Source organism: Pseudomonas sp. BNK-44-b, from assembly GCF_047456245.1.
Classification (GTDB): Bacteria; Pseudomonadota; Gammaproteobacteria; order Pseudomonadales; family Pseudomonadaceae; genus Aquipseudomonas; species Aquipseudomonas machongensis.
Window position 1 is genome coordinate 146,625 of sequence record NZ_CP179908.1, and the last position, 22,932, is coordinate 169,556.

At 64.0% G+C, this 22,932-nt stretch carries 23 protein-coding genes; 16 read left to right on the forward strand and 7 right to left on the reverse strand.

Annotated features, from left to right (window positions below):
- The first annotated feature begins 9 nt into the window (after positions 1-9).
- On the forward strand, positions 10-600 hold the full coding sequence (locus ACMGGG_RS00745; protein ID WP_112897239.1) for an LON peptidase substrate-binding domain-containing protein: 591 nt from the start codon (positions 10-12) through the stop codon (positions 598-600).
- A gap of 29 nt (positions 601-629) precedes the next feature.
- Here ACMGGG_RS00745 and ACMGGG_RS00750 read toward each other — a convergent pair whose 3' ends face one another.
- Positions 630-1,946, reverse strand: a complete 1,317-nt coding sequence (locus tag ACMGGG_RS00750) for a bifunctional DedA family/phosphatase PAP2 family protein (RefSeq protein ID WP_054892804.1) — start codon at positions 1,944-1,946, stop codon at positions 630-632.
- Positions 1,947-1,950: 4 nt separating this feature from the next.
- Entirely contained in the window at positions 1,951-2,637 is a 687-nt protein-coding gene (locus ACMGGG_RS00755) for a DNA-3-methyladenine glycosylase (protein ID WP_414154719.1), read from the reverse strand.
- Positions 2,638-2,945: 308 nt separating this feature from the next.
- Between ACMGGG_RS00755 and ACMGGG_RS00760 the strand changes: the two genes are divergently transcribed.
- The 13 genes from ACMGGG_RS00760 (at position 2,946) to ACMGGG_RS00820 (ending at position 15,355) form a co-directional block, all read left to right on the forward strand.
- Positions 2,946-4,211 carry a glutamate-5-semialdehyde dehydrogenase gene (locus tag ACMGGG_RS00760; protein ID WP_054892806.1) on the forward strand — a complete coding sequence of 422 codons (1,266 nt, stop codon included), beginning with the start codon at positions 2,946-2,948 and terminating at the stop codon, positions 4,209-4,211.
- Between the two features lies 1 nt (position 4,212).
- Positions 4,213-4,872, forward strand: a complete 660-nt coding sequence (nadD, locus tag ACMGGG_RS00765; protein ID WP_063542595.1) for a nicotinate-nucleotide adenylyltransferase — start codon at positions 4,213-4,215, stop codon at positions 4,870-4,872.
- A 45-nt stretch (positions 4,873-4,917) separates the two neighbouring features.
- Entirely contained in the window at positions 4,918-5,340 is a 423-nt protein-coding gene (gene rsfS / locus ACMGGG_RS00770; protein ID WP_054892808.1) for a ribosome silencing factor, read from the forward strand.
- 9 nt (positions 5,341-5,349) lie between these two features.
- Positions 5,350-5,817 carry a 23S rRNA (pseudouridine(1915)-N(3))-methyltransferase RlmH gene (gene rlmH, locus ACMGGG_RS00775; RefSeq protein WP_054892809.1) on the forward strand — a complete coding sequence of 156 codons (468 nt, stop codon included), beginning with the start codon at positions 5,350-5,352 and terminating at the stop codon, positions 5,815-5,817.
- Between the two features lie 17 nt (positions 5,818-5,834).
- Positions 5,835-7,730 (forward strand): penicillin-binding protein 2, encoded by a 1,896-nt coding sequence (gene mrdA, locus ACMGGG_RS00780; RefSeq protein ID WP_054892810.1) that lies wholly within the window; start codon positions 5,835-5,837, stop codon positions 7,728-7,730.
- Between the two features lie 38 nt (positions 7,731-7,768).
- Complete coding sequence (gene rodA, locus ACMGGG_RS00785) at positions 7,769-8,872, forward strand: rod shape-determining protein RodA (protein WP_054892858.1); 1,104 nt, start codon at positions 7,769-7,771, stop codon at positions 8,870-8,872.
- A gap of 17 nt (positions 8,873-8,889) precedes the next feature.
- The gene (mltB, locus tag ACMGGG_RS00790) at positions 8,890-9,900 is read left to right on the forward strand and encodes a lytic murein transglycosylase B (RefSeq protein WP_112899527.1); all 1,011 of its coding nucleotides are present in this window, start codon (positions 8,890-8,892) and stop codon (positions 9,898-9,900) included.
- Positions 9,900-10,901, forward strand: a complete 1,002-nt coding sequence (locus ACMGGG_RS00795; RefSeq protein ID WP_065861514.1) for a septal ring lytic transglycosylase RlpA family protein — start codon at positions 9,900-9,902, stop codon at positions 10,899-10,901. Before mltB ends, ACMGGG_RS00795 begins: the two co-directional genes overlap by 1 nt.
- A 201-nt stretch (positions 10,902-11,102) precedes the next feature.
- Complete coding sequence (locus ACMGGG_RS00800) at positions 11,103-12,263, forward strand: D-alanyl-D-alanine carboxypeptidase family protein (protein ID WP_054892812.1); 1,161 nt, start codon at positions 11,103-11,105, stop codon at positions 12,261-12,263.
- A 75-nt stretch (positions 12,264-12,338) separates the two neighbouring features.
- Complete coding sequence (locus ACMGGG_RS00805; RefSeq protein ID WP_054892813.1) at positions 12,339-12,614, forward strand: DUF493 domain-containing protein; 276 nt, start codon at positions 12,339-12,341, stop codon at positions 12,612-12,614.
- Positions 12,614-13,261, forward strand: a complete 648-nt coding sequence (gene lipB, locus ACMGGG_RS00810; protein ID WP_054892814.1) for a lipoyl(octanoyl) transferase LipB — start codon at positions 12,614-12,616, stop codon at positions 13,259-13,261. The genes ACMGGG_RS00805 and lipB overlap by 1 nt, the downstream gene beginning before the upstream one ends.
- Positions 13,262-13,263: 2 nt before the next feature.
- A complete protein-coding gene (lipA, locus tag ACMGGG_RS00815; protein WP_063542599.1) occupies positions 13,264-14,280 on the forward strand; it encodes a lipoyl synthase in 1,017 nt (338 codons plus the stop codon).
- Between the two features lie 136 nt (positions 14,281-14,416).
- Positions 14,417-15,355: a S66 peptidase family protein gene (locus ACMGGG_RS00820; protein ID WP_112897240.1), complete on the forward strand. Its 939-nt coding sequence runs from the start codon at positions 14,417-14,419 to the stop codon at positions 15,353-15,355.
- 35 nt (positions 15,356-15,390) lie between these two features.
- On the opposite strand, the gene ACMGGG_RS00825 is transcribed toward ACMGGG_RS00820, so the two are convergent.
- The 5 genes from ACMGGG_RS00825 to leuS form a co-directional block, all read right to left on the reverse strand.
- Positions 15,391-16,704 (reverse strand): lytic murein transglycosylase, encoded by a 1,314-nt coding sequence (locus tag ACMGGG_RS00825; RefSeq protein WP_112897241.1) that lies wholly within the window; start codon positions 16,702-16,704, stop codon positions 15,391-15,393.
- Between the two features lie 54 nt (positions 16,705-16,758).
- Complete coding sequence (gene arfA / locus ACMGGG_RS00830) at positions 16,759-16,923, reverse strand: alternative ribosome rescue factor ArfA (RefSeq protein WP_039580593.1); 165 nt, start codon at positions 16,921-16,923, stop codon at positions 16,759-16,761.
- Between the two features lie 203 nt (positions 16,924-17,126).
- Positions 17,127-18,164: a DNA polymerase III subunit delta gene (gene holA, locus ACMGGG_RS00835; RefSeq protein WP_414154720.1), complete on the reverse strand. Its 1,038-nt coding sequence runs from the start codon at positions 18,162-18,164 to the stop codon at positions 17,127-17,129.
- A 36-nt stretch (positions 18,165-18,200) separates the two neighbouring features.
- Positions 18,201-18,806, reverse strand: a complete 606-nt coding sequence (gene lptE, locus ACMGGG_RS00840; protein WP_054892819.1) for an LPS assembly lipoprotein LptE — start codon at positions 18,804-18,806, stop codon at positions 18,201-18,203.
- Positions 18,807-18,866: 60 nt separating this feature from the next.
- The gene (gene leuS, locus ACMGGG_RS00845) at positions 18,867-21,473 is read right to left on the reverse strand and encodes a leucine--tRNA ligase (protein WP_414154721.1); all 2,607 of its coding nucleotides are present in this window, start codon (positions 21,471-21,473) and stop codon (positions 18,867-18,869) included.
- Between the two features lie 238 nt (positions 21,474-21,711).
- Here leuS and ACMGGG_RS00850 point away from each other — a divergent pair, with 238 nt between their 5' ends.
- A complete protein-coding gene (locus ACMGGG_RS00850) occupies positions 21,712-22,026 on the forward strand; it encodes a hypothetical protein (protein WP_054892821.1) in 315 nt (104 codons plus the stop codon).
- Positions 22,027-22,156: 130 nt separating this feature from the next.
- Positions 22,157-22,918, forward strand: coding sequence for a YdcF family protein (locus tag ACMGGG_RS00855; RefSeq protein ID WP_414154722.1), 762 nt, complete (start codon positions 22,157-22,159; stop codon positions 22,916-22,918).
- The last annotated feature ends 14 nt before the right edge of the window (positions 22,919-22,932 follow it).

Below are 22,932 nucleotides of genomic sequence, written 5' to 3' on the forward strand. Positions count from 1 at the left end.
GGAGTCGAGATGACGTTACCGCTGTTCCCCCTCAATACCGTGCTGTTTCCCGGCTGCTTGCTCGACTTGCAGATCTTCGAGGCGCGCTACCTGGACATGATCGGCCGCTGCATGAAGCAGGGCGAAGGTTTCGGGGTGGTGTGCATTCTTGAGGGCGATCAAGTGGGGAAGGCTCCGGCAGGCATCGCTGAGTTCGGCTGCGAGGCGCTGATACGCGACTTCGTGCAGCAGGACAACGGCCTGCTGGGCATCCGTGTCGAAGGTGTGCGGCGCTTCAGGGTGGAGCAGACCGACGTGCTCAGGGACCAGTTGATGGTCGGTGAGGTGCAGTGGCTGGTCGATCAGGCGGACAGCCCGCTGGGCGAGCAGGACGATGACCTGCTGGCGCTGCTGGTGGCCCTGGGCGAGCACCCGATGGTCGAGGCGCTGGACATGCCGCGCGAGGTGGACGGGCGCCAGTCGCTGGCCAACCAGCTGGCGTACCTGCTGCCGTTCATGGAAGAGGACAAGATCGACCTGCTGGCGATCGACTCGCCAGTGCAGCGGCTGGAGGCGATCCAGACGCTGCTGGAGCGTATCCAGGGCGAGTTGTTTGCCTGAGGTCGCGGGCGTAACTCCCGCGCATCGCTTCAATACTGATAACGCAGCAACGCCTTGGGCAGCGAATGCATGGCGAAGAACGCCAGCAGCGCGATACACGCCGGCAAGATCAGCCACCACACCTTTTGCGGCAGTGCTCTCAGTGGCTCGCGATACTGCACCAGCGTCAGGCTGGCTGCACACACGCAGCACGCCAGCAGGGCGCCGGCCAGGATGTCGGTCGGCCAGTGCGCGCCCAGGTACACCCGTGACAGGGCGATCGACAGCGCTGGCAGCACTCCCAATAGCACCCAGGTCAGGCGCATGCGCGGCGGCTGGCCGCGACCGGCCAACACCGCCAGCACCAGGAAGAACGCAAAGGATGCCGAGCTGTGCCCGCTGGGCATGCTGTAGCTGGTCAGCGGATCGACCAGCACTTCGGGGCGTGCCCGGGCGAACAGCCATTTCAGCGAGCCGTTGCACAGCGCGGTACCGATCAGTGCGCCGCCGGCGAACAGTGCATGGCGCCATTGCCGTGCCAGTAGCAGGAGGCCGGTCAGCAGGCCACCGAGGAAGAACTGGGTCTTGAAGTCGCCCAGGCGGGTGACGATGACCACGGCACCGTCGATGGCCTTGCTGCGATGTTCCTGCACCAGGGTCATCACGCCCTGGTCGAATTCGTGCAGGTAGGGCCAGCCGAGGAATACGCCCGCCAGGGCCACCAGGCTCAAGCCTGCGATCAGGCGGGTGCCGTGGCGCTGGTCGCGAATGCTGGCGTTGAAACTCAGGCCCACCAGCACCGCCAGGCCGCCAGCGATGATCCCTGCGTCCAGCCAGAACCCTTCAGGCAGGGGCAGACGCATCGCCGCGCCCGTGGCCCAGCCGGGCAGCAGGTAGGCCACCGACCAGCCGGCACCGGCCACCAGGCTCACGGCGATGAAGCGCGGCAATGGCATGTCGAACATGCCGGCGACCATCGGCAGCATCGGCCGCAGCGGGCCGATGAAGCGGCCCACCAGCAGGCTGGCGATACCGTAGCGCTGGAAGTAGGTTTCGGCGCTGCCGATCCATTCGGGGTGGTGGCGCAGCAGCGGCAGGCGCCGGATATTCTGGTGGAAGTACTTGCCGATGGCGTACGACATGGCGTCACCGAGCATGCCGCCGAGAAAACCCAGCAGCAGCGTTTCGCCCAGGCTGAAGGTGCCGCTGCCGGCCAGCACCGCCACAGCGAACAGCAACACCGTACCGGGCACGATGATGCCGGCGATGGCCAGGCATTCGATGCAGGCGATCAGGAAAATGGCCAGGCCAAGCCACTGCGGGTTGGCGCTGAGCCAGCTGGTCAGGCTGTCGAGCCATTGGCTCATGGTGTCAGTTTCCTTGTTCCAGAATGAAGAAATCCCGTCCTTCGACCTGGCCCCGACGCAGCGGGTTCCGGGTGCAGAAACGGGCGAATTCGGCGTCCACGAAGCGGTACGGCAGGTGTTCGTCGCGGCCGTGGGGGATGCCCAGGCGGGTGGTCTGGATCACACGCGGCACGCTGACGGCGCAATCTTCGACGTAGAGCCGCTGCGGGTCGAAACGGCGGGCGTCCCAGTCCGGCACCTTCAGGCCCAGAGCGCGGCACAGCAGGGTCTGACCGGCGCACAGGCGCTCTGCCGGGCGCAGGTTGCCGCTGGCATCCGGGTTGTTCAACTGCATCTGCGCCAGGCTGTTGTCATCGGAGAGTGCGTCGACCCAGGGATAGGCCGACTTGATCAGCACGGCGTTGCCCGGCCCGTGGGCGCTGAAGTTCAACGAGTCGCCGCCGCGGGCGTAATACATGTAGATGTGTCCGCCGTCGAGGAACAGCGCCTTGCGCTTATCCGTATAGCCGAGCGAGGCGTGGCTGCCTTTGTCGGTAAGGTAGTAGGCCTCGGTCTCGATGATGCGGGCGGCCAGCCACAGGTCGCCGTGGCGGTGGCGGATGACCTTGCCCAGCAGCGCGCAGGCGAGGGTCTGGGCGTCGCGGTCGAAGAAGCTGTCGGGCAGGGCAAGGGCCGGGCAGGGGACGGGCATATTCGCGGTTCGTGGTGGTGAGGGCAGGGATGATAGCAATGAACGGCTTAATCGAGGCTGAACCATGTTGTAACCGGGTGGATCTTCCCGGGGAGACGCCCGCTTCTGCCCAGGCCACGCCACTCCTGGTAGAAGCGGGCTTGCCCGCGAAAGAGTCGACGCCATAAACGGTCAGTTCCGATACTGGTAGTTACATCTTTCCTACATATTTCCGCTGCCATCTTCTACCATCCGCCACCCGCCGCTGGGCGTACCCGAGCGCGGCAGTTATAATCAGCCGATTTCCCCTTCGCCAAGACACCGAACCCATGACCGAGTCCGTTCTTGACTACATGACCCGCCTGGGTCGCGCCGCCCGTGAGGCCTCGCGGGTGATCGGCCGCGCCAGCACTGCGCAGAAGAATCGCGCCCTGCAGGCCGCCGCCGACGCGCTCGACGCAGGCCGCGCCGAGCTGACCGCAGCCAACGAACAGGACCTCGCCGCAGGCCGTGCCAATGGCCTTGAGCCAGCGCTGCTGGACCGTCTGGCGCTCACCCCGGCGCGTATCGACGGTATGATCACCGGCTTGCGCCAGGTCGCTGCGCTGCCGGATCCGGTCGGTGCGATCCGCGACATGAGCTACCGTCCGTCGGGCATTCAGGTCGGCAAGATGCGCGTCCCGCTCGGTGTGATCGGCATCATCTACGAGTCGCGTCCGAACGTCACCATCGACGCCGCCAGCCTGTGCCTGAAGTCCGGCAACGCCACCATCCTGCGTGGCGGCTCGGAGGCCATCCACTCCAATCGCGCCATCGCTGCCTGCATCCAGCGCGGCCTGGCCGAGGCCGACCTGCCGCCAGCCGTGGTGCAGGTGGTCGAAACCACCGACCGCGAAGCCGTCGGTGCGCTGATCAGCATGCCCGAGTTCGTCGATGTCATCGTTCCGCGTGGTGGCCGTGGCCTGATCGAACGCATCAGCCGCGATGCTCGCGTGCCGGTGATCAAGCACCTGGACGGCATCTGTCACATTTATGTCGATGCGCACGCCGACCTGGAGAAGGCCGCGCGCATTGCCTTCAACGCCAAGACCTACCGCTACGGCATCTGTGGCGCCATGGAGACGCTGCTGGTCGATGCCAGCGTGGCCCAGGCGTTCTTGCCAGATATGGCCCGCCGCTTCGAAGAGAAGGGCGTCGAGCTGCGTGGCTGCGAGCGTACCCAGGCGATCATCGCCGCCAAGCCGGCCACCGAGGACGACTGGCACACCGAGTACCTGGATGCGATCCTGTCGATCCGCATCGTCGATGGCCTGGATCCGGCCATCGAGCACATCAATCACTATGGCTCGCACCACACCGACTCGATCGCCACCGAGCACCAGGGTAATGCCCGGCGCTTCATGGCCGAGGTCGATTCGGCGTCGGTCATGCTCAACACCCCGACCTGCTTTGCCGATGGCTTCGAGTATGGCCTGGGCGCGGAGATCGGCATTTCCACCGACAAGCTGCACGCCCGCGGTCCGGTCGGCCTTGAAGGGCTGACCTGCGAAAAATACGTGGTGATCGGCGACGGTCAGCTGCGCGGGTCCTGCTGAGTTGAGCAAGCCCCCGGCAGTCCGGCGTATCGGCATTCTCGGCGGCACCTTCGACCCGGTGCACATCGGCCACCTGCGCAGCGCGCTGGAAGTGGCCGAGTTCATGGGGCTGGACGAGTTGCGCCTGCTGCCCAACGCCCGGCCGCCGCACCGCGACACACCGCAGGTGGCCGCCACCGACCGGCTGGCCATGGTGCGCAGTGCGGTACAAGGGGTCGAGGGCTTGAGCGTGGATGCCCGTGAGCTGGCGCGCGACAAACCGTCGTACACCATCGACACCCTGGAGTCGATCCGCAGCGAACTGAACGCGCACGACCAGCTCTACCTGGTGCTGGGCTGGGATGCCTTCTGTGGTCTCCCGGGCTGGCACCGCTGGGAAGAGCTGCTGCAACACTGTCACATCCTGGTGCTGCAACGCCCGGATGCCGATGTCGAACCCCCCGATGAGCTGCGCAACCTTCTGGCTGCGCGCTCGCAGAGCGATCCCACCGCCATGTCCGGCCCGGCGGGGAACATTTCGTTCGTCTGGCAGACGCCGCTTGCGGTGTCCGCCACACAGATCCGGCAGCTGCTGGCCAGCGGCAAGTCGGTTCGGTTCCTGGTGCCGGACGCAGTACTGGCCTACATCGAGGCGCACGGTCTGTACCGTGTGTCCAACTGAGGGCGCTGCAGGGCGCCTCATTACAACGAGTTGAACGAGTTTTATATGACCAAGCAGAAAATCAATGGCGAAGAACTGGTCGAACTGACCAAGGCCGCGCTGGAAGACGTCAAGGCCCAGGATATCCAGGTCATCGACGTGCGCGACAAGCACAGCCTCACCGACTACATGATCATTGCCACCGGTACCTCCAACCGCCAGATCAACGCGATGCTGGAAAAGGTCCGTGAGGCCGTCAAGGCCAAGGGCGCGCAGCCGCTGGGCGAAGAAGGCAAGGGCGACAGCGACTGGGTGCTGCTGGACCTGAACGACGTCATCGTGCACATGATGACCGCCGCTGCCCGTCAGTTCTACGACCTGGAGCGCCTGTGGCTGGGCGCCGAGCAGAGCCGTGCTGCTGATGCCAAGCACCACAGCCCGGAAAACGCCAGCGACTACTTCACCGACAAACTCAAGGATCGGGAATAAGGAAGCGTCGTGCGTCTGCGTCTGATCGCGGTCGGCTCGCGCATGCCGAAGTGGGTCGAGGAAGGCTGGCACGAATACGCCAAGCGCCTCCCCGCCGAGCTGTCGTTGGAGCTGGTTGAAATTCCGCTGAACACCCGTGGCAAGAACGCCGACGTTGCCCGCCTGATCCGTCAGGAGGGCGAGGCGATGCTGGCCAAGGTCCAGCCCGGTGAACGGATCGTCACGCTCGAAGTCCATGGCAAGCCGTGGAGCACCGAGCAGCTGGCGACCGAGCTGGATCGCTGGCGCCTGGATGCGCGTACGGTCAACCTGATGGTGGGCGGCCCGGAAGGGCTGGCGCCGGAAGTCTGCGCCCGCGCCGAACAGCGCTGGTCGCTGTCGCCGCTGACCCTGCCGCACCCGTTGGTGCGGATACTCATCGGTGAACAGATCTATCGCGCCTGGACCGTGTTGTCCGGGCACCCTTACCACAAATGACTTCGTAAGCCTGTCCGATGCCGCAGCAGATCCGCCTCAAGGACCACGAGAAAGACGCCCGCCTGGTGCGCAACCGCGTCGTGGTCGGCGCGGTGGCGATCATGCTGCTCGTGTCCGTGCTGATCGCGCGCCTGTATTACCTGCAGATCATCCAGTACGACTACCACTCGACGCTGTCGGAGAACAACCGGGTGCATGTGCAGCCGATTCCGCCGACCCGTGGGCTGATCTTCGACCGCAACGGGGTGATCGTTGCCGATAACCGGCCAAGCTTCAGCCTGACCATGACCCGCGAACGGGCAGGCAAGTGGCAGGAGGTGCTGGATACCATCATCGAGGTGCTCGAACTGAGCGAAGATGATCGTGCCCTGTTCGAGCGCCGCATGAAGCAGGGTCGTCGGCCGTTCGAGCCGGTGCCGATCCTGTTCGAACTGAGCGAGGAGCAGATCGCCCGCGTCGCGGTGAACCAGTTCCGTCTCCCCGGCGTTGAGGTGGCGGCGCAACTGGTGCGGCATTACCCACAAGGGGCGCATTTCGCCCATTCGGTGGGCTATGTCGGGCGGATCAACGAGAAGGAGCTCAAGTCCCTCGATCCGGTGAACTACAGCGGCACCCATCATATCGGCAAGACCGGTATCGAGCGCTTCTACGAGGACGACCTGCACGGCCAGGTTGGCTACGAGGAAGTCGAGACCAACGCTCGCGGCCGTGTATTGCGGGTGCTCAAGCGCACCGACCCGATTCCTGGCAAGGATATTGTCCTGAGCCTGGACATCAAGCTGCAGGAGGCCGCCGAAGAGGCGCTGGCCGGGCGCCGTGGTGCGATCGTCGCCCTCGATCCGCGCACCGGCGAGGTCTTGGCGATGGTCAGCCAGCCGAGCTTCGACCCCAACCTGTTCGTCACCGGCATCAGCTTCAAGGCCTATGCCGAGCTGCGCGATTCGATCGACCGCCCGCTATTCAACCGCGTGCTGCGCGGCCTGTACCCGCCGGGCTCGACCATCAAGCCGGCAGTGGCCATCGCCGGCCTGGACAGCGGCGTGGTCAATGCCAGCAGCCGGGTATTCGATCCGGGCTATTACCAACTGCCCAACTATGACCACAAGTACCGCAACTGGAACCGTACCGGCGATGGCTGGGTGGATCTGGATGTGGCGATCATGCGCTCGAACGACACCTACTTCTACGATCTTGCACACAAGATGGGGATTGATCGGTTGTCGGCCTACATGAACAAGTTCGGTATCGGCCAGAAAGTCTCGCTGGACATGTTCGAGGAGTCGCCCGGGTTGATGCCATCACGTGAGTGGAAGCGCGCCACCCGCCGCCAGGCCTGGTTCCCCGGCGAAACGCTGATCCTGGGCATTGGCCAGGGCTACATGCAGGCAACGCCCCTGCAACTGGCCCAGGCCACCGCGCTGATCGCCAACAAGGGCAAGTGGAACCGTCCGCACCTGGCCAAGACCATCGAGGGCAAGCAGCCGGTGGATGAGAATCCGATGGAAGACATCGTGCTGCGCGACAAGAACGACTGGGCCCGGGTCACCCATGGCATGGAGCAGGTGATGCACGGCGCGCGCGGTACAGCGCGCAAGGCCGCGCTCGGGTCGCAATACCGCATCGCCGGCAAGAGCGGTACCGCGCAGGTGGTGGCGATCAAGCAGGGCGAGAAGTACGACCGCAACAAACTCCAGGAGCGTCACCGCGACCACGCGCTGTTCGTCGCCTTCGCACCCGCCGAAGATCCGAAGATCGTGGTCTCGGTAATGGTCGAGAACGGCGAGTCCGGCTCCGGCGTCGCCGCCCCCGTGGTGCGCCAGGTCATGGACGCCTGGTTGCTCGACGAAAACGGCCGGCTCAAGCCCGAATTTGGCCCTGCCACTGCCACTGTCGCCCAGGAAACGGCCCCGTGAAGAACAATTTCGATCGCATGCTTTCCAGCGAGGACGTGATGCGCAGGCGCGCCAGCTTCCTGCAGCGCATCCATGTCGACGGTCCACTGCTGCTCATTCTGCTGACGCTCGCCGCCGGCAGCCTGTTCGTCCTCTATTCGGCCAGCGGCAAGAACTGGGACCTGCTGATGAAGCAGGCCAGTTCCTTCGGCATCGGCCTGGTTTCCATGTTCATCATCGCCCAGCTCGAGCCGCGCTTCATGGCGCGCTGGGTGCCGTTGGCCTACGTGGCGGGGGTGCTGTTGCTGGTGGTGGTGGACGTGATGGGCCACAACGCCATGGGCGCCACGCGCTGGATCAACATTCCCGGGGTGATTCGCTTCCAGCCCTCGGAGTTCATGAAGATCATCATGCCGGCGACCATCGCCTGGTACCTGTCCAAGCGCACCCTGCCGCCCCATCTGAAACACGTGGCAATCAGCCTGGTGTTGATCGGTGTGCCGTTCATCCTTATCGTCCGACAACCTGACCTTGGCACGGCTTTGCTGATCCTTGCCTCCGGCGCGTTCGTGCTGTTCATGGGCGGCTTGCGCTGGCGCTGGATCATCAGCGTGGTGACGGCGGCCGTACCGGTGGCTGTGGCGATGTGGTTCTTCGTGATGCATGACTATCAGAAGCAACGGGTCCTGACCTTCCTCGACCCCGAGAGCGATCCGCTGGGCACTGGCTGGAACATCATCCAGTCCAAGGCCGCGATCGGTTCGGGCGGCGTGTTCGGCAAGGGCTGGCTGCTGGGCACCCAGTCGCACCTGGACTTTCTGCCCGAAAGCCACACCGACTTCATCATTGCCGTACTGGGTGAGGAATTCGGCCTGGTGGGCATCTGTCTGCTGCTGATCATCTACCTGTTGCTGATCGGTCGCGGCCTGGTCATCACCGCGCAGGCTCAGACCCTGTTCGGCAAGTTGCTGGCCGGCAGCCTGACGATGACCTTCTTTGTTTATGTATTCGTCAACATCGGTATGGTGAGTGGCCTGCTGCCCGTGGTGGGTGTGCCGTTGCCCTTTATCAGCTATGGCGGAACTTCGTTGGTGACGCTGCTGTCAGCGTTTGGCGTTTTGATGTCGATCCACACGCACCGCAAATGGATCGCACAGGTTTGAAAAAGGTGAAGAATTTCATGCAAGCAGTGCGTGGCTGGGCTGCCCGTTGTATGCCGTGGATCGGCGCGATGGGGCTGCTCGGCGCTGTCCAGCAGGCCAATGCCGGCGACTATGACGGCTCGCCCAAGGTGGCCGAATTCGTTGGCGAAATGACCCGCGACTACGGCTTTGCCGGCGAGCAACTGATGGGTGTATTCCGCGAGGTGCAGCGCAAGCAGGCGATCCTCGACGCGATCTCGCGTCCGGCCGAGCGGGTCAAGCCCTGGAAGGAATACCGCCCGATGTTCATCACCGATGCGCGCATCGCCCGCGGTGTCGACTTCTGGCGCCAGCACGAAGCCGTGCTGGCCCGCGCCGAGCAGGAATACGGCGTCCCTGCCCAGTACATCGTCGCGATCATTGGCGTGGAAACCTTCTTTGGCCGCAATACCGGCAACTACCGGGTCATCGATGCCTTGTCGACGCTGGGCTTCGACTACCCGCCGCGCGCCGAATTCTTCCGCAAGGAGCTGCGAGAGTTCCTCCTGCTGGCGCGCGAGGAGCAACTCGACCCACTCACGCTCAAGGGGTCCTATGCTGGCGCCATGGGCCTGCCGCAGTTCATGCCGAGCAGTTTTCGCAATTACGCCGTGGATTTCGACGGCGACGGCCACATCAATATCTGGAACAACCCGGATGATGCCATCGGCAGTGTGGCCAGCTATTTCAAGCGCCACGGCTGGGTCGCCGGGCAGCCCGTGGTCAGCCGGGCCCAGGTCAGCGGTGCGCGTGTCGACGAGGGCCTGACCACCGGCATCGAGCCTGTGAAGACGGTCGGGGAGTTGCGAGCGCTGGGCTGGTCGAGTCATGATGCGCTGCGCGATGATCTGCCGGTCACGGCGTTCCGGCTCGAAGGCGACAACGGCCCCGAATACTGGATGGGCCTGAAGAACTTCTACGCGATCACGCGTTACAACCGCAGCGTGATGTATGCCATGGCGGTGCATCAGCTCTCGCAACAGCTGGTCCAGGCACGGGGCGTCAAGTAATGCGCGAATTGTTCAAAGCCAATACCTTCAAGTTGCTGACTTGCGCCGCCATCGGCGTATTGCTGGTCAGCTGTTCTTCCAGCCGTCCGACCTCGCAGGGGGGCGGCAACACCGTTCGCTCACAGCCGGGCCTGGACATCAACCGTGCCCACAAGGACGGTGCACCCTGGTGGGACGTGGACGTCAACAAGATTCCCGACGCTACCCCGACCGTGCACACCGGCAACTACAAGGCCAACCCGTACACGGTGCTGGGCAAAACCTATTACCCGATGCAGGACTCGCGCAACTACCGCGCCGAGGGCACGGCGTCGTGGTACGGCACCAAGTTCCACGGGCAGAACACCGCCAACGGTGAGCTTTACGACCTCTACGGCATGAGCGCGGCGCACAAGACCCTGCCGCTGCCGGCCTATGTGCGGGTGACCAACCTGGCCAACGGCCGCAGTGTGATCCTGCGCGTCAACGACCGCGGGCCATTCTATTCGGACCGCATCATCGACTTGTCGTACGCCGCGGCGAAGAAGCTCGGTTACGCCGAAATCGGCACCGCCCATGTGCGCGTCGAAGGCATCGACCCGCAGCAGTGGTGGGCGCAGAAGGGCCAGCAGCCGCCATTGATGCTCAAGGAGCCGCAGGTCGCCCAGGCGCAGCCGATCCCCGCCAGCACCGGGCGTGTCGAACAATGGACCCCGCCGCCGCAGCAGCACGCCGCTCCCGTGGTGCCGGTGCAGGTGGCCGGCAACAACGTACCGGGCAACAGCGGCGGCAGCTTCCTTCAGGTCGGCGCCTTCGCCAACCCGGACGCCGCCGAGCTGTTGCGTTCGAAGTTGAGCACCATGGTCAGTGCGCCGGTGTTCATCAGTTCCATCGTGCGCAACCAGCAAACGCTGCACCGGGTACGTTTGGGGCCGATCAGCAGCCAGGGTGAAATCCAGCAGGCGCAGGACAGCATTCGCCTGGCGAACCTGGGGCAGGCCAAGCTGGTCACAGCAGACTGACGACGCAGTACCTTCCGGCGCGGGTTTGCCCGTGAGCAAGACGATGCCGACCTGTCGGTTTGTTCATGAATTGCCAGGTCCGGCCATGTACAATGGCGGTTTTGCCCCTTGGGGCATGGGCTGTCCGCCAGCCCCGAAGCAGACTGAAACGCCGTGGTATCCCCACGGAACATCAGACCATTAGCGATTTACGAGAGACGGATGAACATCACCAACCTTGCCAAACGACTTTGCCTGCCCGTACTGCTGCTGATCGTGCCCGCTGCCTTTGCAGCCGAGCAGATGATGCCAGCACCTCCGCAGTTGGCAGCCAAGTCCTATGTACTCATGGATGCGTCCAGCGGCAACGTGCTGGTCGAGAACAACGGTGACGAGCGCCTGCCGCCAGCCAGCCTGACCAAGCTGATGACCGCCTACATCGCCACCCTCGACATCCGTCGTGGCCAGATCGGCGAGAACGACCCGGTGACCGTCAGCGAGAACGCCTGGCGTACCGGCGGTTCGCGCATGTTCATCAAGGTCGGCAGCCAGGTGACCGTCAGCGATCTGCTGCACGGCATCATCATCCAGTCGGGCAACGATGCCTCGGTAGCCCTTTCCGAGCACATCGCCGGCAGTGAAGACGCCTTCGCCGACATGATGAACAAGACTGCCGCCGACCTGGGCATGTCCAATTCGCACTTCATGAACCCGACCGGCCTGCCGAACCCCGAGCACTATTCCTCGGCTCACGACATGGCCCTGCTGGCGCGTGCGATCATCAACGAAGATCCGGCGCACTACGCGATCTACTCGCAGAAAGAGTTCTACTGGAACAACATCAAGCAGCCTAACCGCAACCTGCTGCTGTGGCGCGACAAGACCGTCGACGGTCTGAAGACCGGCCATACCGAGGAAGCCGGCTACTGCATGGTGGCCTCGGCCGTTCGCGATGGCCAGCGTCTGATCGCGGTGGTGTTCGGCACCAACAGCGAGCAGGCCCGTGCCGCCGAAACGCAAAAGCTGCTGACCTACGGTTTCCGCTTCTTCGAAACCCAGACCTTCTACCAGAAGGGTACCGAGCTGACTCAGGCGCCGGTCTGGAAGGGCGCCACCGCTCAAGTCAAGGCGGGTCTGGCCAACGACCTGACCATGACCATGCCTAAAGGCCAATTGAAACGCCTCCAGGCTTCGATGACCATGAACCCGCAGCTGACCGCTCCGATCGCCAAAGGTGACGTGATCGGTAAAGTGGAAGTCAAACTGGACGAGAAAGTGGTGCACAGCGCCGACCTGATCGCCCTGGATGGCGTCGAGGAAGGTGGTTTCTTCCGCCGTATGTGGGATAGCATCCGCCTGTTCTTCTACGGTTTGTTCAACTGATACGTGACCGGCCATGCCCCCGCGCAACCGCTAGGGGGCATTGTTGTTGCCACGCCTTACGAGGGCGTACGCGCCATGAGCGAAGCTGACGTCAAGTCGCACAAAATCGAATTCCCCTGCGCCGATTACCCGATCAAGGTCATCGGCGATACCGTTGTCGGCTTCAAGGACATGGTCATCGAGGTCCTGAGCAAGCACGCCAAGGTCGACCTGTCCACCCTGGCCGAGCGCCAGAGCAAGGAAGGCAAATACACTACGGTACAGCTGCACATCGTCGCCGAGAGCGAGAACCAGCTGCACGACATCAACAGTGCCCTGCGTGCCACCGGCATCGTGAAAATGGTACTGTGATGCCCGCGTCCCTCGGTTTTCGCGATCTTGGCCTGCAGCCCTATGAACCGGTGCTGGAAGCCATGCGTCGCTTTACCGAGCAGCGCGGCCCGGACAGCCAGGACGAAGTCTGGCTGGTCGAGCATCCCGCGGTCTTCACCCAGGGCCAGGCCGGCAAGGCCGAGCATCTGCTGATACCGGGCGATATCCCGGTGGTGCAGACCGACCGCGGCGGTCAGGTCACCTACCACGGCCCCGGCCAGTTGGTCGCCTACCTGCTGCTGGACGTGCGTCGCCTGGGTTTTGGCGTGCGCGAGCTGGTCAGCCGCATCGAGAGTACGCTCATCGAACTGCTCGCCAGCTACGGCGTGCAGGCGCTGGCCAAGCCCGACGCCCCTGGCGTCTATGTCGATGGCGCGAAGATCGCGTCACTTGGCCTTCGAATCCGCAACGGCCGTTCGTTCCACGGCCTTGCCCTGAACGTGGACATGGACCTTGCGCCATTCCGCCGAATCAACCCCTGCGGGTATGCGGGGCTGGCCATGACCCAGCTGCGCGACCTGGCAGGCCCGATCGAACTTGACGAGGTCAGGACAAGGCTGCGTGGACAGCTGGTCAGGCACCTCGACTATGCTGAGCAGACGACCCTCACGGGCGGAATCGACTGATTATGACAACTGTGCAAGAAGCCGTGCCGAACCTGATCGCGACGCAAGACGTCACCCCACGCCCTGCCCCCAAGAAAGTGGAAGCCGGGGTCAAGCTGCGTGGCGCCGATAAGGTCGCGCGCATCCCGGTGAAAATCATCCCCACCGACGAACTGCCGAAGAAACCCGACTGGATCCGCGTGCGCATCCCGGTTTCGCCGGAAGTCGACCGCATCAAGCAACTGCTGCGCAAGCACAAGCTGCACAGCGTCTGCGAAGAGGCATCCTGCCCTAACCTGGGCGAGTGCTTCTCCGGTGGCACCGCGACTTTCATGATCATGGGTGATATCTGCACCCGTCGCTGCCCGTTCTGCGACGTTGGCCACGGTCGTCCCAAGCCGCTGGACCTCGATGAGCCGAAGAACCTGGCGGTCGCCATTGCCGATTTGCGCCTGAAGTACGTGGTGATCACCTCGGTAGACCGCGACGACCTGCGTGATGGTGGTGCCCAGCACTTTGCCGATTGCATCCGCGAAATCCGCGCCCTGTCCCCAGGCGTGCAGTTGGAAACCCTGGTACCGGACTACCGCGGGCGTATGGACGTAGCGCTGGAAATCACCGCGCAAACGCCGCCTGATGTGTTCAACCACAACCTCGAGACCGTTCCGCGTCTGTACAAGGCCGCGCGTCCTGGGTCGGACTACGACTGGTCGCTGGACCTGCTGCAGAAGTTCAAGCAACTGGTGCCGCACGTCCCCACCAAGTCGGGCCTGATGCTCGGCCTGGGCGAGACCGACGAGGAGGTCATCGAGGTGATGCACCGCATGCGCGAGCATGACATCGACATGCTGACCCTCGGCCAGTACCTGCAGCCGTCGCGCAGCCACTTGCCGGTGCAGCGTTTCGTGCACCCCGACACCTTCGCCTGGTTCGCCGAGGAAGGCTACAAGATGGGCTTCAAGAACGTGGCCTCCGGCCCGCTGGTGCGCTCGTCCTACCACGCCGACCAGCAGGCTCACGAAGCCAAGATCAAGCTCTGATCAGGGCTGAGCTGAACATGCCGATGCACGCTGAAAGGCGGCATCGGCATTTTTGTTTTCCGGGGCAGCGCTGCCTATGTGCGTCCTTCATTAGCCCCGTTAGAGTGGCCAGCCCTCATATGCAAGGAATCGCACGATGAACTGTCTTGAAACCCCGGTCTTCAGCCTGCCCAGGGCATTGCCCGGCAACGCCTGCTTCGCAATTGTCGCACCAGCGGGGCCTGCACGGCTGGATGTGGGCAAGGCGCGTCAATGGTTCGAGCAGCGCGGCTTGCGTTGCCGCATCTACCCGGGCGCGCTACAGGCCGACGGCTACCTGGCAGGCAGTGACGAGCAACGCGTGCGTGACCTGCACGACGCCTTCGCTGACCCTCGGATCGACGCGATCCTGTGCATGCGAGGTGGCTATGGCAGCATGCGGCTGCTTGATCGGCTGGATTTCGAGCTGATTCGTCGCCACCCCAAACCCTTGATCGGCTACAGCGACATCACCGCCCTGCACACGGCAATCCAGCGCCATGCCGGGTTGCTCACCTTCCATGGCGGGATGCTCAATGCCGACCTGCTCGGTGCCAAGCTCGAGCCGACCGTCAGTTCGTTGTTCCAGCAATTGCAGGGGCAGCTCGGGCGAGGCGATGCCATCGAGCACCCGGCGGCGTTTGGCCTGACGACCGTGGTCCGTGGTGTCGCCAGCGGGCGATTGGTGGGTGGCAACCTGTCGATGCTTGGGGCGACTCAGGGCACCTTGGCGCAGATCGATACCCACGGCAGCATCCTGTTCATCGAGGACGTCAACGAGCCCTTGTACCGGGTGGACCGCCTGCTGACCCAGTTGCGTCTGGCTGGCGCGCTGGAGGGGGTCAAGGGTGTGCTGGTGGGAGACTTTGCGGGGATCACGGTGACGGCGTTGGAGCCATTGCTCAGAGACGTGTTCGGGCCGCTTGAGGTGCCGGTGCTGGCAGGATGGCGCAGTGGACACTGTGATCCGAATGTCTGCCTGCCGCTGGGGGCGCAGGTGCGGCTGGACAGTGATGCACAGCAGCTTGTGCTGGAGCAGGCGCTGTTCACAGCCTGAAGCTATAGGGGCTGCACAAGCAGCCCCAATATTCTCTATCGTCGCAGGCTATCGAGCAGCTTGTGCGTCGGATACCCATCAGCCGGCCAGCCTTGGGCCTGCTGAGCATTGCGAATGGCTTTGCGGGTGTTGGCACCGATGATGCCATCGGCGTTGCCGGCTTCGTGCCCGCTGGCATTGAGCAGGTTCTGCAGCTCCATGCGCTCGCTGCGGCTCAGTGGAAGGTCGTCCTTCGGCCACGAACCGGCAATGAAACCCCAGCCCGAGAAGCGATCACCCAGCAGGCTTACCGCCAGGGCGTAGGACGAGGAATTGTTGTACTTCAGGATTGCGCGGAAGTTGTCCAGCACCAGGAATGCCGGTCCGCGTGCGCCTGCTGGCAGCAATAGCGCTGCCGACAGCTGGTTGCTGCCGCTGGGCAGTTGGGTGCCGGTCGGCAGTGTCACACCCAGGCTCAACCATTCGCTGACCGACTTGCGTTGGGCGCCGTCTGCCAGCCAGTAATCGAAGCCTGCCGGCACCTGAACCTCGAAGCCCCAAGGCTGGCCACGCTTCCAGCCCGAGCTTTGCAGGTAGTGCGCGGTGGAGGCCAGGGCGTCTGCCGTGCTGTTCCAGATGTCGCGGCGGCCATCGCCGTCGAAGTCCACCGCGTGGGTGTTGTAGGTGGTAGGGATGAACTGGGTCTGCCCCATTGCACCGGCCCAGGAGCCGCGCATGGCCTCGGGCTGAATGTCGCCGTTCTGCAGGATCTGCAGCGCGGCGATCAACTGGTCCTGGGCGAAGGTGGGGCGGCGGCCCTCATAGGCCAGGGTGGCCAGCGAGCGGATCACCGACTTGTTGCCCTGGAACTGTCCGAAATTGCTCTCCATGCCCCATACGGCAACCAATACCTGGCGGTCGACGCCATAACGTTGCTCGATACGGCCGAGTAGCTCGGCGTGCTGTTCCAGCAGTTTCTTGCCGTTGCGCACGCGCAGGGGCGACAACGCACCGTCGAGATATTCCCAGACCGGGCGGGAGAACTCAGGCTGGCTGCGATCGGCCTTGATCACGTCCATGTCGGGTGTCACGCCAAGGAATGCACGGTCGAAGGTGCTTGGGCTGATACCAGCTTGCAGCGCTTGTTGGCGGAAGCCCGCCTGCCATTGGGCGAAGGTCTGCAACGGTTGGATTTCGCTGCTGGTGTCAGTGGCGGTGCCGGGCAGGGTAACGTTCGGAGCGGGCTGGGCAGGGGCCAGCGGCAGGGCGTCGGCAGCGGTGGGTTTTTCCGCGCAGGCGACGAGCAGGATGAAGCTGGAGGCCGCGATCAGCTGGCGGGGGCGCCAGCGCTGGGAAAGACTGAAGGACATGCACAGATCCAGTTTTGCAGTTCAGGTGCCGACCATATCATGCCTGCGCCTTTTTCAGGCGGCCAGAAAGCAAGAAGCCTCCCAATCTCTCGATTGGAAGGCTTCGCGGCGGTAGCTGCCCTTGCCCTTTTCCGGTCGTTCCTGGCGGCAGCGGAACAGGGGTTGGGCGATGATCGACTTGGCCTTGTTGGGGCCGTGTTTTTTCGGCTTCTTGCTCATGGCGGGGTTCCCAGGTTGGATGAACTTGGGGGCCGACTTTATGGCCTAGGCGAACGGGGAGCCAATTGATTGTGTGTATTGACGTTGAGTGACGACCTGTGACACCCCTGTGGGAGCGGGCTTGCCCGCGAATCAGGCAACGCGGTGAGTGGCACCGGCTGCGCCGGTGTTCGCGGGCAACCCCGCTCCTACAGTATTCCCAATCATTCCGAAGGCAGTGCCAGGCGCTGCCCGGCCATCAACAGCGACAGCCGCGACAGCCCGGTCCACGGCGAACCCTCAGCCTGGCCTTTGATCTGTGCGTCGATGCGTTGGGCATCCTGCAGCAGTTGCGCCCAACGTTGCGCTGACAGGCGCTGCAGGGCCTTGCTGACCAGAGGGCGGCGTTTGTCCCACACGGGCGGGCGCGCCTGGCTGAAGGCCTTGTCCAGCGGTACACCCTGGCTGAACTGCTGGGCCAGCCCCGCCAGCAGACGCAGCTCGCGGGCCAGCGCCCATAGAATGACGGGCGGCTCGACCCCCTCGCCACGCAGCCCTTCGAGCATGCGCAGCGCATGCCCGGCCTCGCCGTTGAGGATGGCATCGACCAGGCCGAAGACATCGAAGCGGGCGCTGTCGGCGACGGCGGCCTGAACGGTCTCGACGGTGATCTGGTTGCCCTCGGCGAGCAGCTTGAGTTTCTCGATTTCCTGGGCGGCCGCCAGCAGGTTGCCCTCGACCCGTGCGGCGATCAGGTCGACGGCATCGCGCTGTGCCGACAGCCCCGCCTGGGACAGGCGCTGGTTGATCCATTGCGGCAATTGCTGGGCGTCCACCGGCCAGATCTGGATGAACTGGCAGTGTTCGCCTTCGATGATGGCCTTGCCCCACTTGGTCTTCTGCGCGCTGCCGTCGAGCTTGGGCAGGCTGATCAGCAGCAGCGTGTCTTCGGCAGGGTTGGCGCAATACTCCATGAGCGCGGCAGCGCCCTTGTCGCCGGGTTTGCCCGACGGCAGGCGTAACTCCAGCAGACGACGTTGGGCGAACAAGGACAGGCTGGCACCGGCCAGCAGCAGGCTGCCCCAGTCGAAATTGGCATCGGCGCTGAACACCTGGCGTTCATCGAAACCCTGCAGGCGCGCAGCGGCGCGAATGGCGTCGGCGGCTTCCTGACACAGCAGCGGATCGTCGCCACTGACCACATAGACCGGGGCCAGTGTGCCTTGCAGGTGCTTGTTGAGTTGGGCGGGAGAAAGCTTCATGGGATGGGCGGGGCACCAGCGGTGCCCCGTTCAGGCTCAATGGGCCGGGACTTCCAGCGGCGATTGCTGGGGCGTGTTGTCCTGGATGCGCTGGGCCTCTTTCAGGGCTTCGGCTTCGGCGCGGGCACGCTCGTCAGCCTTGCGCTGAAGGTGCGCCAGGTGCTCCGGGGTAAGCTGCTGCAGGCGGACCATCATGCCCTGCACCAGGTCGCGACGCATTTCCTGTCGAACCTGAGTGGCTTCCTGGGTGGAGCCGGTGATGTTGTTGCCGTCGTAGACATAGATCTTGCGTACTTCCAGCTTGTCTGCGAGCAGTACTGCATCGTTCTGACCCTGAACCTCGTAGTTCAGCACGGTGGTCAGCTCGTATTCAGCAGAGCGGCTGCCGCCGGAGTAGGTCGCCGCGCGCTGGCTGTCCTGCTCGTTGGTCAGTACCAGTTTGTAGGGCGCGCCGGCCTGGACCTTGACACCACTGTTCTGCAGGGTCTGGCGCAGTTGGGTGACGGTCTCGCCGTAGGCGTTACGTGCACCGAGGTCCAGCTCCTTGAGGGCAATTTCGTTGGTGCCGGTACCGCGCAGCTGGAAACCGCAGGCACTGAGCACGGCGGCCAGGCCTATTACCAGCAGATTGCGTTTGATCATGTTGTTGCTCCCTTGTGGGCCTGTTCCGCCCGCCCCGTGTCTCAGGGGCGGGCGTTGCCATCAGTTGGCGACGATGTTGACCAGCTTGCCCGGTACCACGATGACCTTGCGGATGGTCAGGCCATCGAGGAAGCGCAGGACATTGTCGTTGTTACGGGCGGCGGCTTCGATTTCCTCGCGGCTGGCGGCAGCGGGCATTTCGACCTGGCCACGCAGCTTGCCATTGACCTGGACCACCAGGGTGATGGTGTCCTGTACCAGCGCGCTTTCGTCGACGGCCGGCCAGCCAGCATCGATCACCGCCTGGGTGTGGCCCAGTTCCTTCCACAGTGCGTGAGAGAGGTGCGGGGTGATCGGTGCCAGCAACAGGGTGACGGCCTCCAGGCCTTCCTGCAGCAGGGCGCGATCCTGTTCGCTGGCTTGCGGAGCCTTTTCCAGGATGTTCATCAGGGTCATCACCTGGGCGATGGCGGTGTTGAACTTGTGGAACTGACCCACGTCGGTGCTGGCTTGCTTGATTGCTGCGTGGATGCCGCGGCGGATGACCTTCTGCGCGTCGTCCAGGGCGGCGATGTCCAGCTTGCCTGGCAGGCCCTGGGCAACATGGCCGTGAGCCAGGCGCCAGACACGGCGCAGGAAGCGGCTCGCGCCTTCGACACCGGAGTCGGACCACTCCAGGCTCATGTCGGGTGGCGAGGCGAACATCATGAACAGACGGCAGGTGTCGGCGCCGTAGGCGTCGATCATGGCCTGCGGGTCGACGCCGTTGTTCTTCGACTTCGACATCTTCTCGGTGCCACCGATTTCCACCGGCAGGCCGTCGGTCTTCAGGCGTGCGCCGATGATCTTGGCCTTGGCGTCGCGCTCGACCTCGACATCGGCCGGGTTGAACCAGTCACGGCCGCCGTTGCTGGCGACGCGGTAGTAGGTTTCGGCGACGACCATGCCTTGGGTCAGCAGGTTCTTGAACGGCTCGTTCGAGGTGACCAGGCCTTCGTCGCGCATCAGCTTGTGGAAGAAGCGTGCGTACAGCAGGTGCAGGATGGCGTGTTCGATACCGCCGATGTACTGGTCGACCGGCAGCCAGTGGTTGGCCGCTTTCGGGTCGACCAGGCCACCCTCGTAGTTGGGCGAGGCGTAGCGGGCGAAGTACCAGGACGATTCGACGAAGGTGTCCATGGTGTCGGTTTCGCGCTTGGCCGCGGTGCCGCATTTCGGGCAGGTGCACTCATAGAACTCGGGCATGCGCGCCAGTGGCGAGCCAGTGCCGTCCGGCACCACGTTCTCTGGCAGCACGACCGGGAGCTGGTCTTCCGGCACCGGCACGTCGCCGCAGGACGGGCAGTGGATGATCGGGATCGGGCAGCCCCAGTAGCGCTGGCGGCTGATGCCCCAGTCGCGCAGGCGGAACTGGGTGCGCGACTTGCCGAGGTTCTTGCGGATCAGCGCGGCTTCGATGGCGTCGAAGGCGCCGGCGAAGTCCAGGCCGTCGAACTCGCCGGAGTTGATCAGTTGGCCGTGCTCGCCATAGGCGGCCAGCCATTCGCTGCCGACTTCGTCGCCGGCGCTGGTGCGCACCACGGCCTTGACCGGCAGGTTGTACTTTTGAGCGAACTCGAAGTCGCGCTCGTCATGGGCCGGAACAGCCATTACCGCGCCATCGCCGTAGTGCATCAGCACGTAGTTGGCGACCCAGACCGGCAGCTTCTCGCCGGTGAGCGGGTGCTCGACCAGCAGCGAGGTGGCCATGCCTTTCTTCTCTTGCGTGGCCATGTCGGCCTCGGCCACGCTGCCGCTCTTGCATTCGTCGATGAAGGCTTGCAGCGCCGGGTTGCCCTGGGCGGCCTGGGTGGCCAGCGGGTGCTCGGCGGCGACGGCGACGTAGGTGGCGCCCATCAGAGTGTCGGGACGGGTGGTGAAGACCTTCAGCGCGCCCTCGTGACCGATGCTCGCCTGGTCGTAGGGGAACTGCACTTCCATGCCACGCGACTTGCCGATCCAGTTGCGCTGCATGGTCTTGACCTGCTCTGGCCAGCCCGGCAGCTCGTCGAGGCTTTCAAGCAGCTCGTCGGCGTAGTCGGTGATGCGGAAGTAGTACATCGGGATCTCGCGCTTTTCGATCAGCGCGCCCGAACGCCAGCCGCGGCCGTCGATGACCTGCTCGTTGGCCAGCACGGTCTGGTCGGCCGGGTCCCAGTTCACGGTCCCGTTCTTGCGATAGATCACGCCTTTTTCGAACAGGCGGGTGAACAGCCACTGCTCCCAGCGGTAGTAGTCCGGCTTGCAGGTGGTGACTTCACGCGACCAGTCGAAGGCCAGACCCAGGCTCTTGAGCTGGGTCTTCATGTATTCGATGTTTTCGTAGGTCCACTTGGCCGGGGCGACGTTGTTCTTCATCGCCGCGTTTTCCGCCGGCATGCCGAAGGCATCCCAACCCATCGGCTGCAGGACATTCTTGCCCAGCATGCGCTGGTAGCGGGCAATGACGTCGCCGATGGTGTAGTTGCGCACGTGGCCCATGTGTAGCTTGCCGCTCGGGTACGGGAACATCGATAGGCAATAGTAAGTATCCTTGCCTTGCTGTTCGGTGACAGCGAACGATTGTTGCTCGTCCCAGAAGTTCTGGGCGGCGGCTTCTAAATCACGGGGCTGGTATTGTTCGTGCATGGCTACTTTTGCTGAGAGTGAAGAGACCTTGTTTCCAGGCAGCGCAACCTCGCTGCGTCCGGCACTCCGGTGTCGATGAGAGTGAACGGCCTAGCATACATGAGCGTCGCGCGTCGTGGGAAACCCAGAATGCGATTGACGCCGCGCGGGCCGTTTGTCGCAGCGGGCTGCTGCTTTTTTCAGTGCCGCTAAGCTCATCTATGGGGGGAGATATTCTTACCTTCAATGAGGTGAACGGATGGGAGAGTCGCAGCTAACCGCAATCAAACCGGAGCTATACGAACGCCTGATCGACCGACTGGGCCTGGCACTCGAAGTGGCCAGAACCTCGGTGCGACTGCGCGACGAAATGCCAGCAGAATTGGAGCTGCGCGGCCTGAGCCCCGCGGAGTTCCAGGTGATCAAGGCTTATCTGGACACGCTTCCGGAGAGCCGTTTCGCCAGTGCCGGCGCCTACCCTCAGCCGGAGTCGGGCAAGGGCAAGATCGTCTGGCTCAAGGACCGGCAGCGCCCCGCTGCAATGGACAGATCCAGAACGCAACCTTCCCGATAGCCGTTCAGGACACCAGGCCCGCGTCGTTTCGTGACGCTTCTTCGATACACCACTCTGATCGACGCCGGTCGCGCACTTGTTGCCCGGCGTCGATCCTCTTAGGCTGCACCTCTTCTATTGAGGTGCGCGCATGCCGATTCGTTTTTTCGTCAAGCAGTGGCTTATGCCGCCGGGCTTGCTGTTCCTGTTGCTGCTGGCAGCTTGGTGGCTGCGCAAGCGCCGCCCGCGCCTGGCCGGGTTGTGCTTTGTCATCGGGCTGGCGGGCTTGTGGCTGATGAGCCTGCCGTTGGTGGTACAGGAGTCGGCACGGGCGTTGGAAACCGAGGCGCCCCTGGCGCTGGATGAGTGGGCCGGGTTGGCCGCGCGTGCCGATGCCATCGTGATCCTGGGCGCAGGCCGGGAGCGTGGCGATCGGGCCTGGGGCGGACAGGACCAGCCCGCTGGCACGGCGCTGGAGCGCATGCGCTATGCGGCGCAGTTGGCCAAGGCTTCGGGCTTGCCGGTGCTGACCACCGGCGGCCTGCACTACGGCACGCCGCCGAGCGAGGCGCAACTGATGGCCGATCGGCTCAAGGCTGACTTTGGGGTGGATGTGACCTGGAAGGAAGAGGCCAGCCGCACGACCTGGGAAAACGCTCGTTTCAGCGCCGATGTTCTGCAGCCGTTGGGCCTGCGCCGTGTGGTGGTGGTGACCCAGGCCTGGCACATGCAACGCTCACGCTGGAGCTTCGAGCAGGTGGGGTTCGAAGTGGTGCCCGCGCCAGTGGGGTTCCTGGGGGGCGATCATGCGCGACCGTTTGCCGGGCTGCTGCCGGAAAGCCGGGCGATCTGGCAGAGCGGGCAGTTGCTCAACGAGGCGATGGGGCTGCTGGGATATCGATTGTTCTATTGATGTGGCAAACGCTG

Coding starts and splice junctions, on each gene's coding strand:
- ACMGGG_RS00745 (WP_112897239.1), top strand. CDS start 10: ATGACGTTACCGCTGTTCCCCCTCAATACCGTGCTGTTTCCCGGCTGC.
- ACMGGG_RS00750 (WP_054892804.1), bottom strand. CDS start 1,946: ATGAGCCAATGGCTCGACAGCCTGACCAGCTGGCTCAGCGCCAACCCG.
- ACMGGG_RS00755 (WP_414154719.1), bottom strand. CDS start 2,637: ATGCCCGTCCCCTGCCCGGCCCTTGCCCTGCCCGACAGCTTCTTCGAC.
- ACMGGG_RS00760 (WP_054892806.1), top strand. CDS start 2,946: ATGACCGAGTCCGTTCTTGACTACATGACCCGCCTGGGTCGCGCCGCC.
- rsfS (WP_054892808.1), top strand. CDS start 4,918: ATGACCAAGCAGAAAATCAATGGCGAAGAACTGGTCGAACTGACCAAG.
- mrdA (WP_054892810.1), top strand. CDS start 5,835: ATGCCGCAGCAGATCCGCCTCAAGGACCACGAGAAAGACGCCCGCCTG.
- rodA (WP_054892858.1), top strand. CDS start 7,769: ATGCGCAGGCGCGCCAGCTTCCTGCAGCGCATCCATGTCGACGGTCCA.
- mltB (WP_112899527.1), top strand. CDS start 8,890: ATGCAAGCAGTGCGTGGCTGGGCTGCCCGTTGTATGCCGTGGATCGGC.
- ACMGGG_RS00795 (WP_065861514.1), top strand. CDS start 9,900: ATGCGCGAATTGTTCAAAGCCAATACCTTCAAGTTGCTGACTTGCGCC.
- ACMGGG_RS00800 (WP_054892812.1), top strand. CDS start 11,103: ATGAACATCACCAACCTTGCCAAACGACTTTGCCTGCCCGTACTGCTG.
- ACMGGG_RS00805 (WP_054892813.1), top strand. CDS start 12,339: ATGAGCGAAGCTGACGTCAAGTCGCACAAAATCGAATTCCCCTGCGCC.
- lipB (WP_054892814.1), top strand. CDS start 12,614: ATGCCCGCGTCCCTCGGTTTTCGCGATCTTGGCCTGCAGCCCTATGAA.
- lipA (WP_063542599.1), top strand. CDS start 13,264: ATGACAACTGTGCAAGAAGCCGTGCCGAACCTGATCGCGACGCAAGAC.
- ACMGGG_RS00820 (WP_112897240.1), top strand. CDS start 14,417: ATGAACTGTCTTGAAACCCCGGTCTTCAGCCTGCCCAGGGCATTGCCC.
- ACMGGG_RS00825 (WP_112897241.1), bottom strand. CDS start 16,704: ATGTCCTTCAGTCTTTCCCAGCGCTGGCGCCCCCGCCAGCTGATCGCG.
- arfA (WP_039580593.1), bottom strand. CDS start 16,923: ATGAGCAAGAAGCCGAAAAAACACGGCCCCAACAAGGCCAAGTCGATC.
- holA (WP_414154720.1), bottom strand. CDS start 18,164: ATGAAGCTTTCTCCCGCCCAACTCAACAAGCACCTGCAAGGCACACTG.
- lptE (WP_054892819.1), bottom strand. CDS start 18,806: ATGATCAAACGCAATCTGCTGGTAATAGGCCTGGCCGCCGTGCTCAGT.
- leuS (WP_414154721.1), bottom strand. CDS start 21,473: ATGCACGAACAATACCAGCCCCGTGATTTAGAAGCCGCCGCCCAGAAC.
- ACMGGG_RS00850 (WP_054892821.1), top strand. CDS start 21,712: ATGGGAGAGTCGCAGCTAACCGCAATCAAACCGGAGCTATACGAACGC.
- ACMGGG_RS00855 (WP_414154722.1), top strand. CDS start 22,157: ATGCCGATTCGTTTTTTCGTCAAGCAGTGGCTTATGCCGCCGGGCTTG.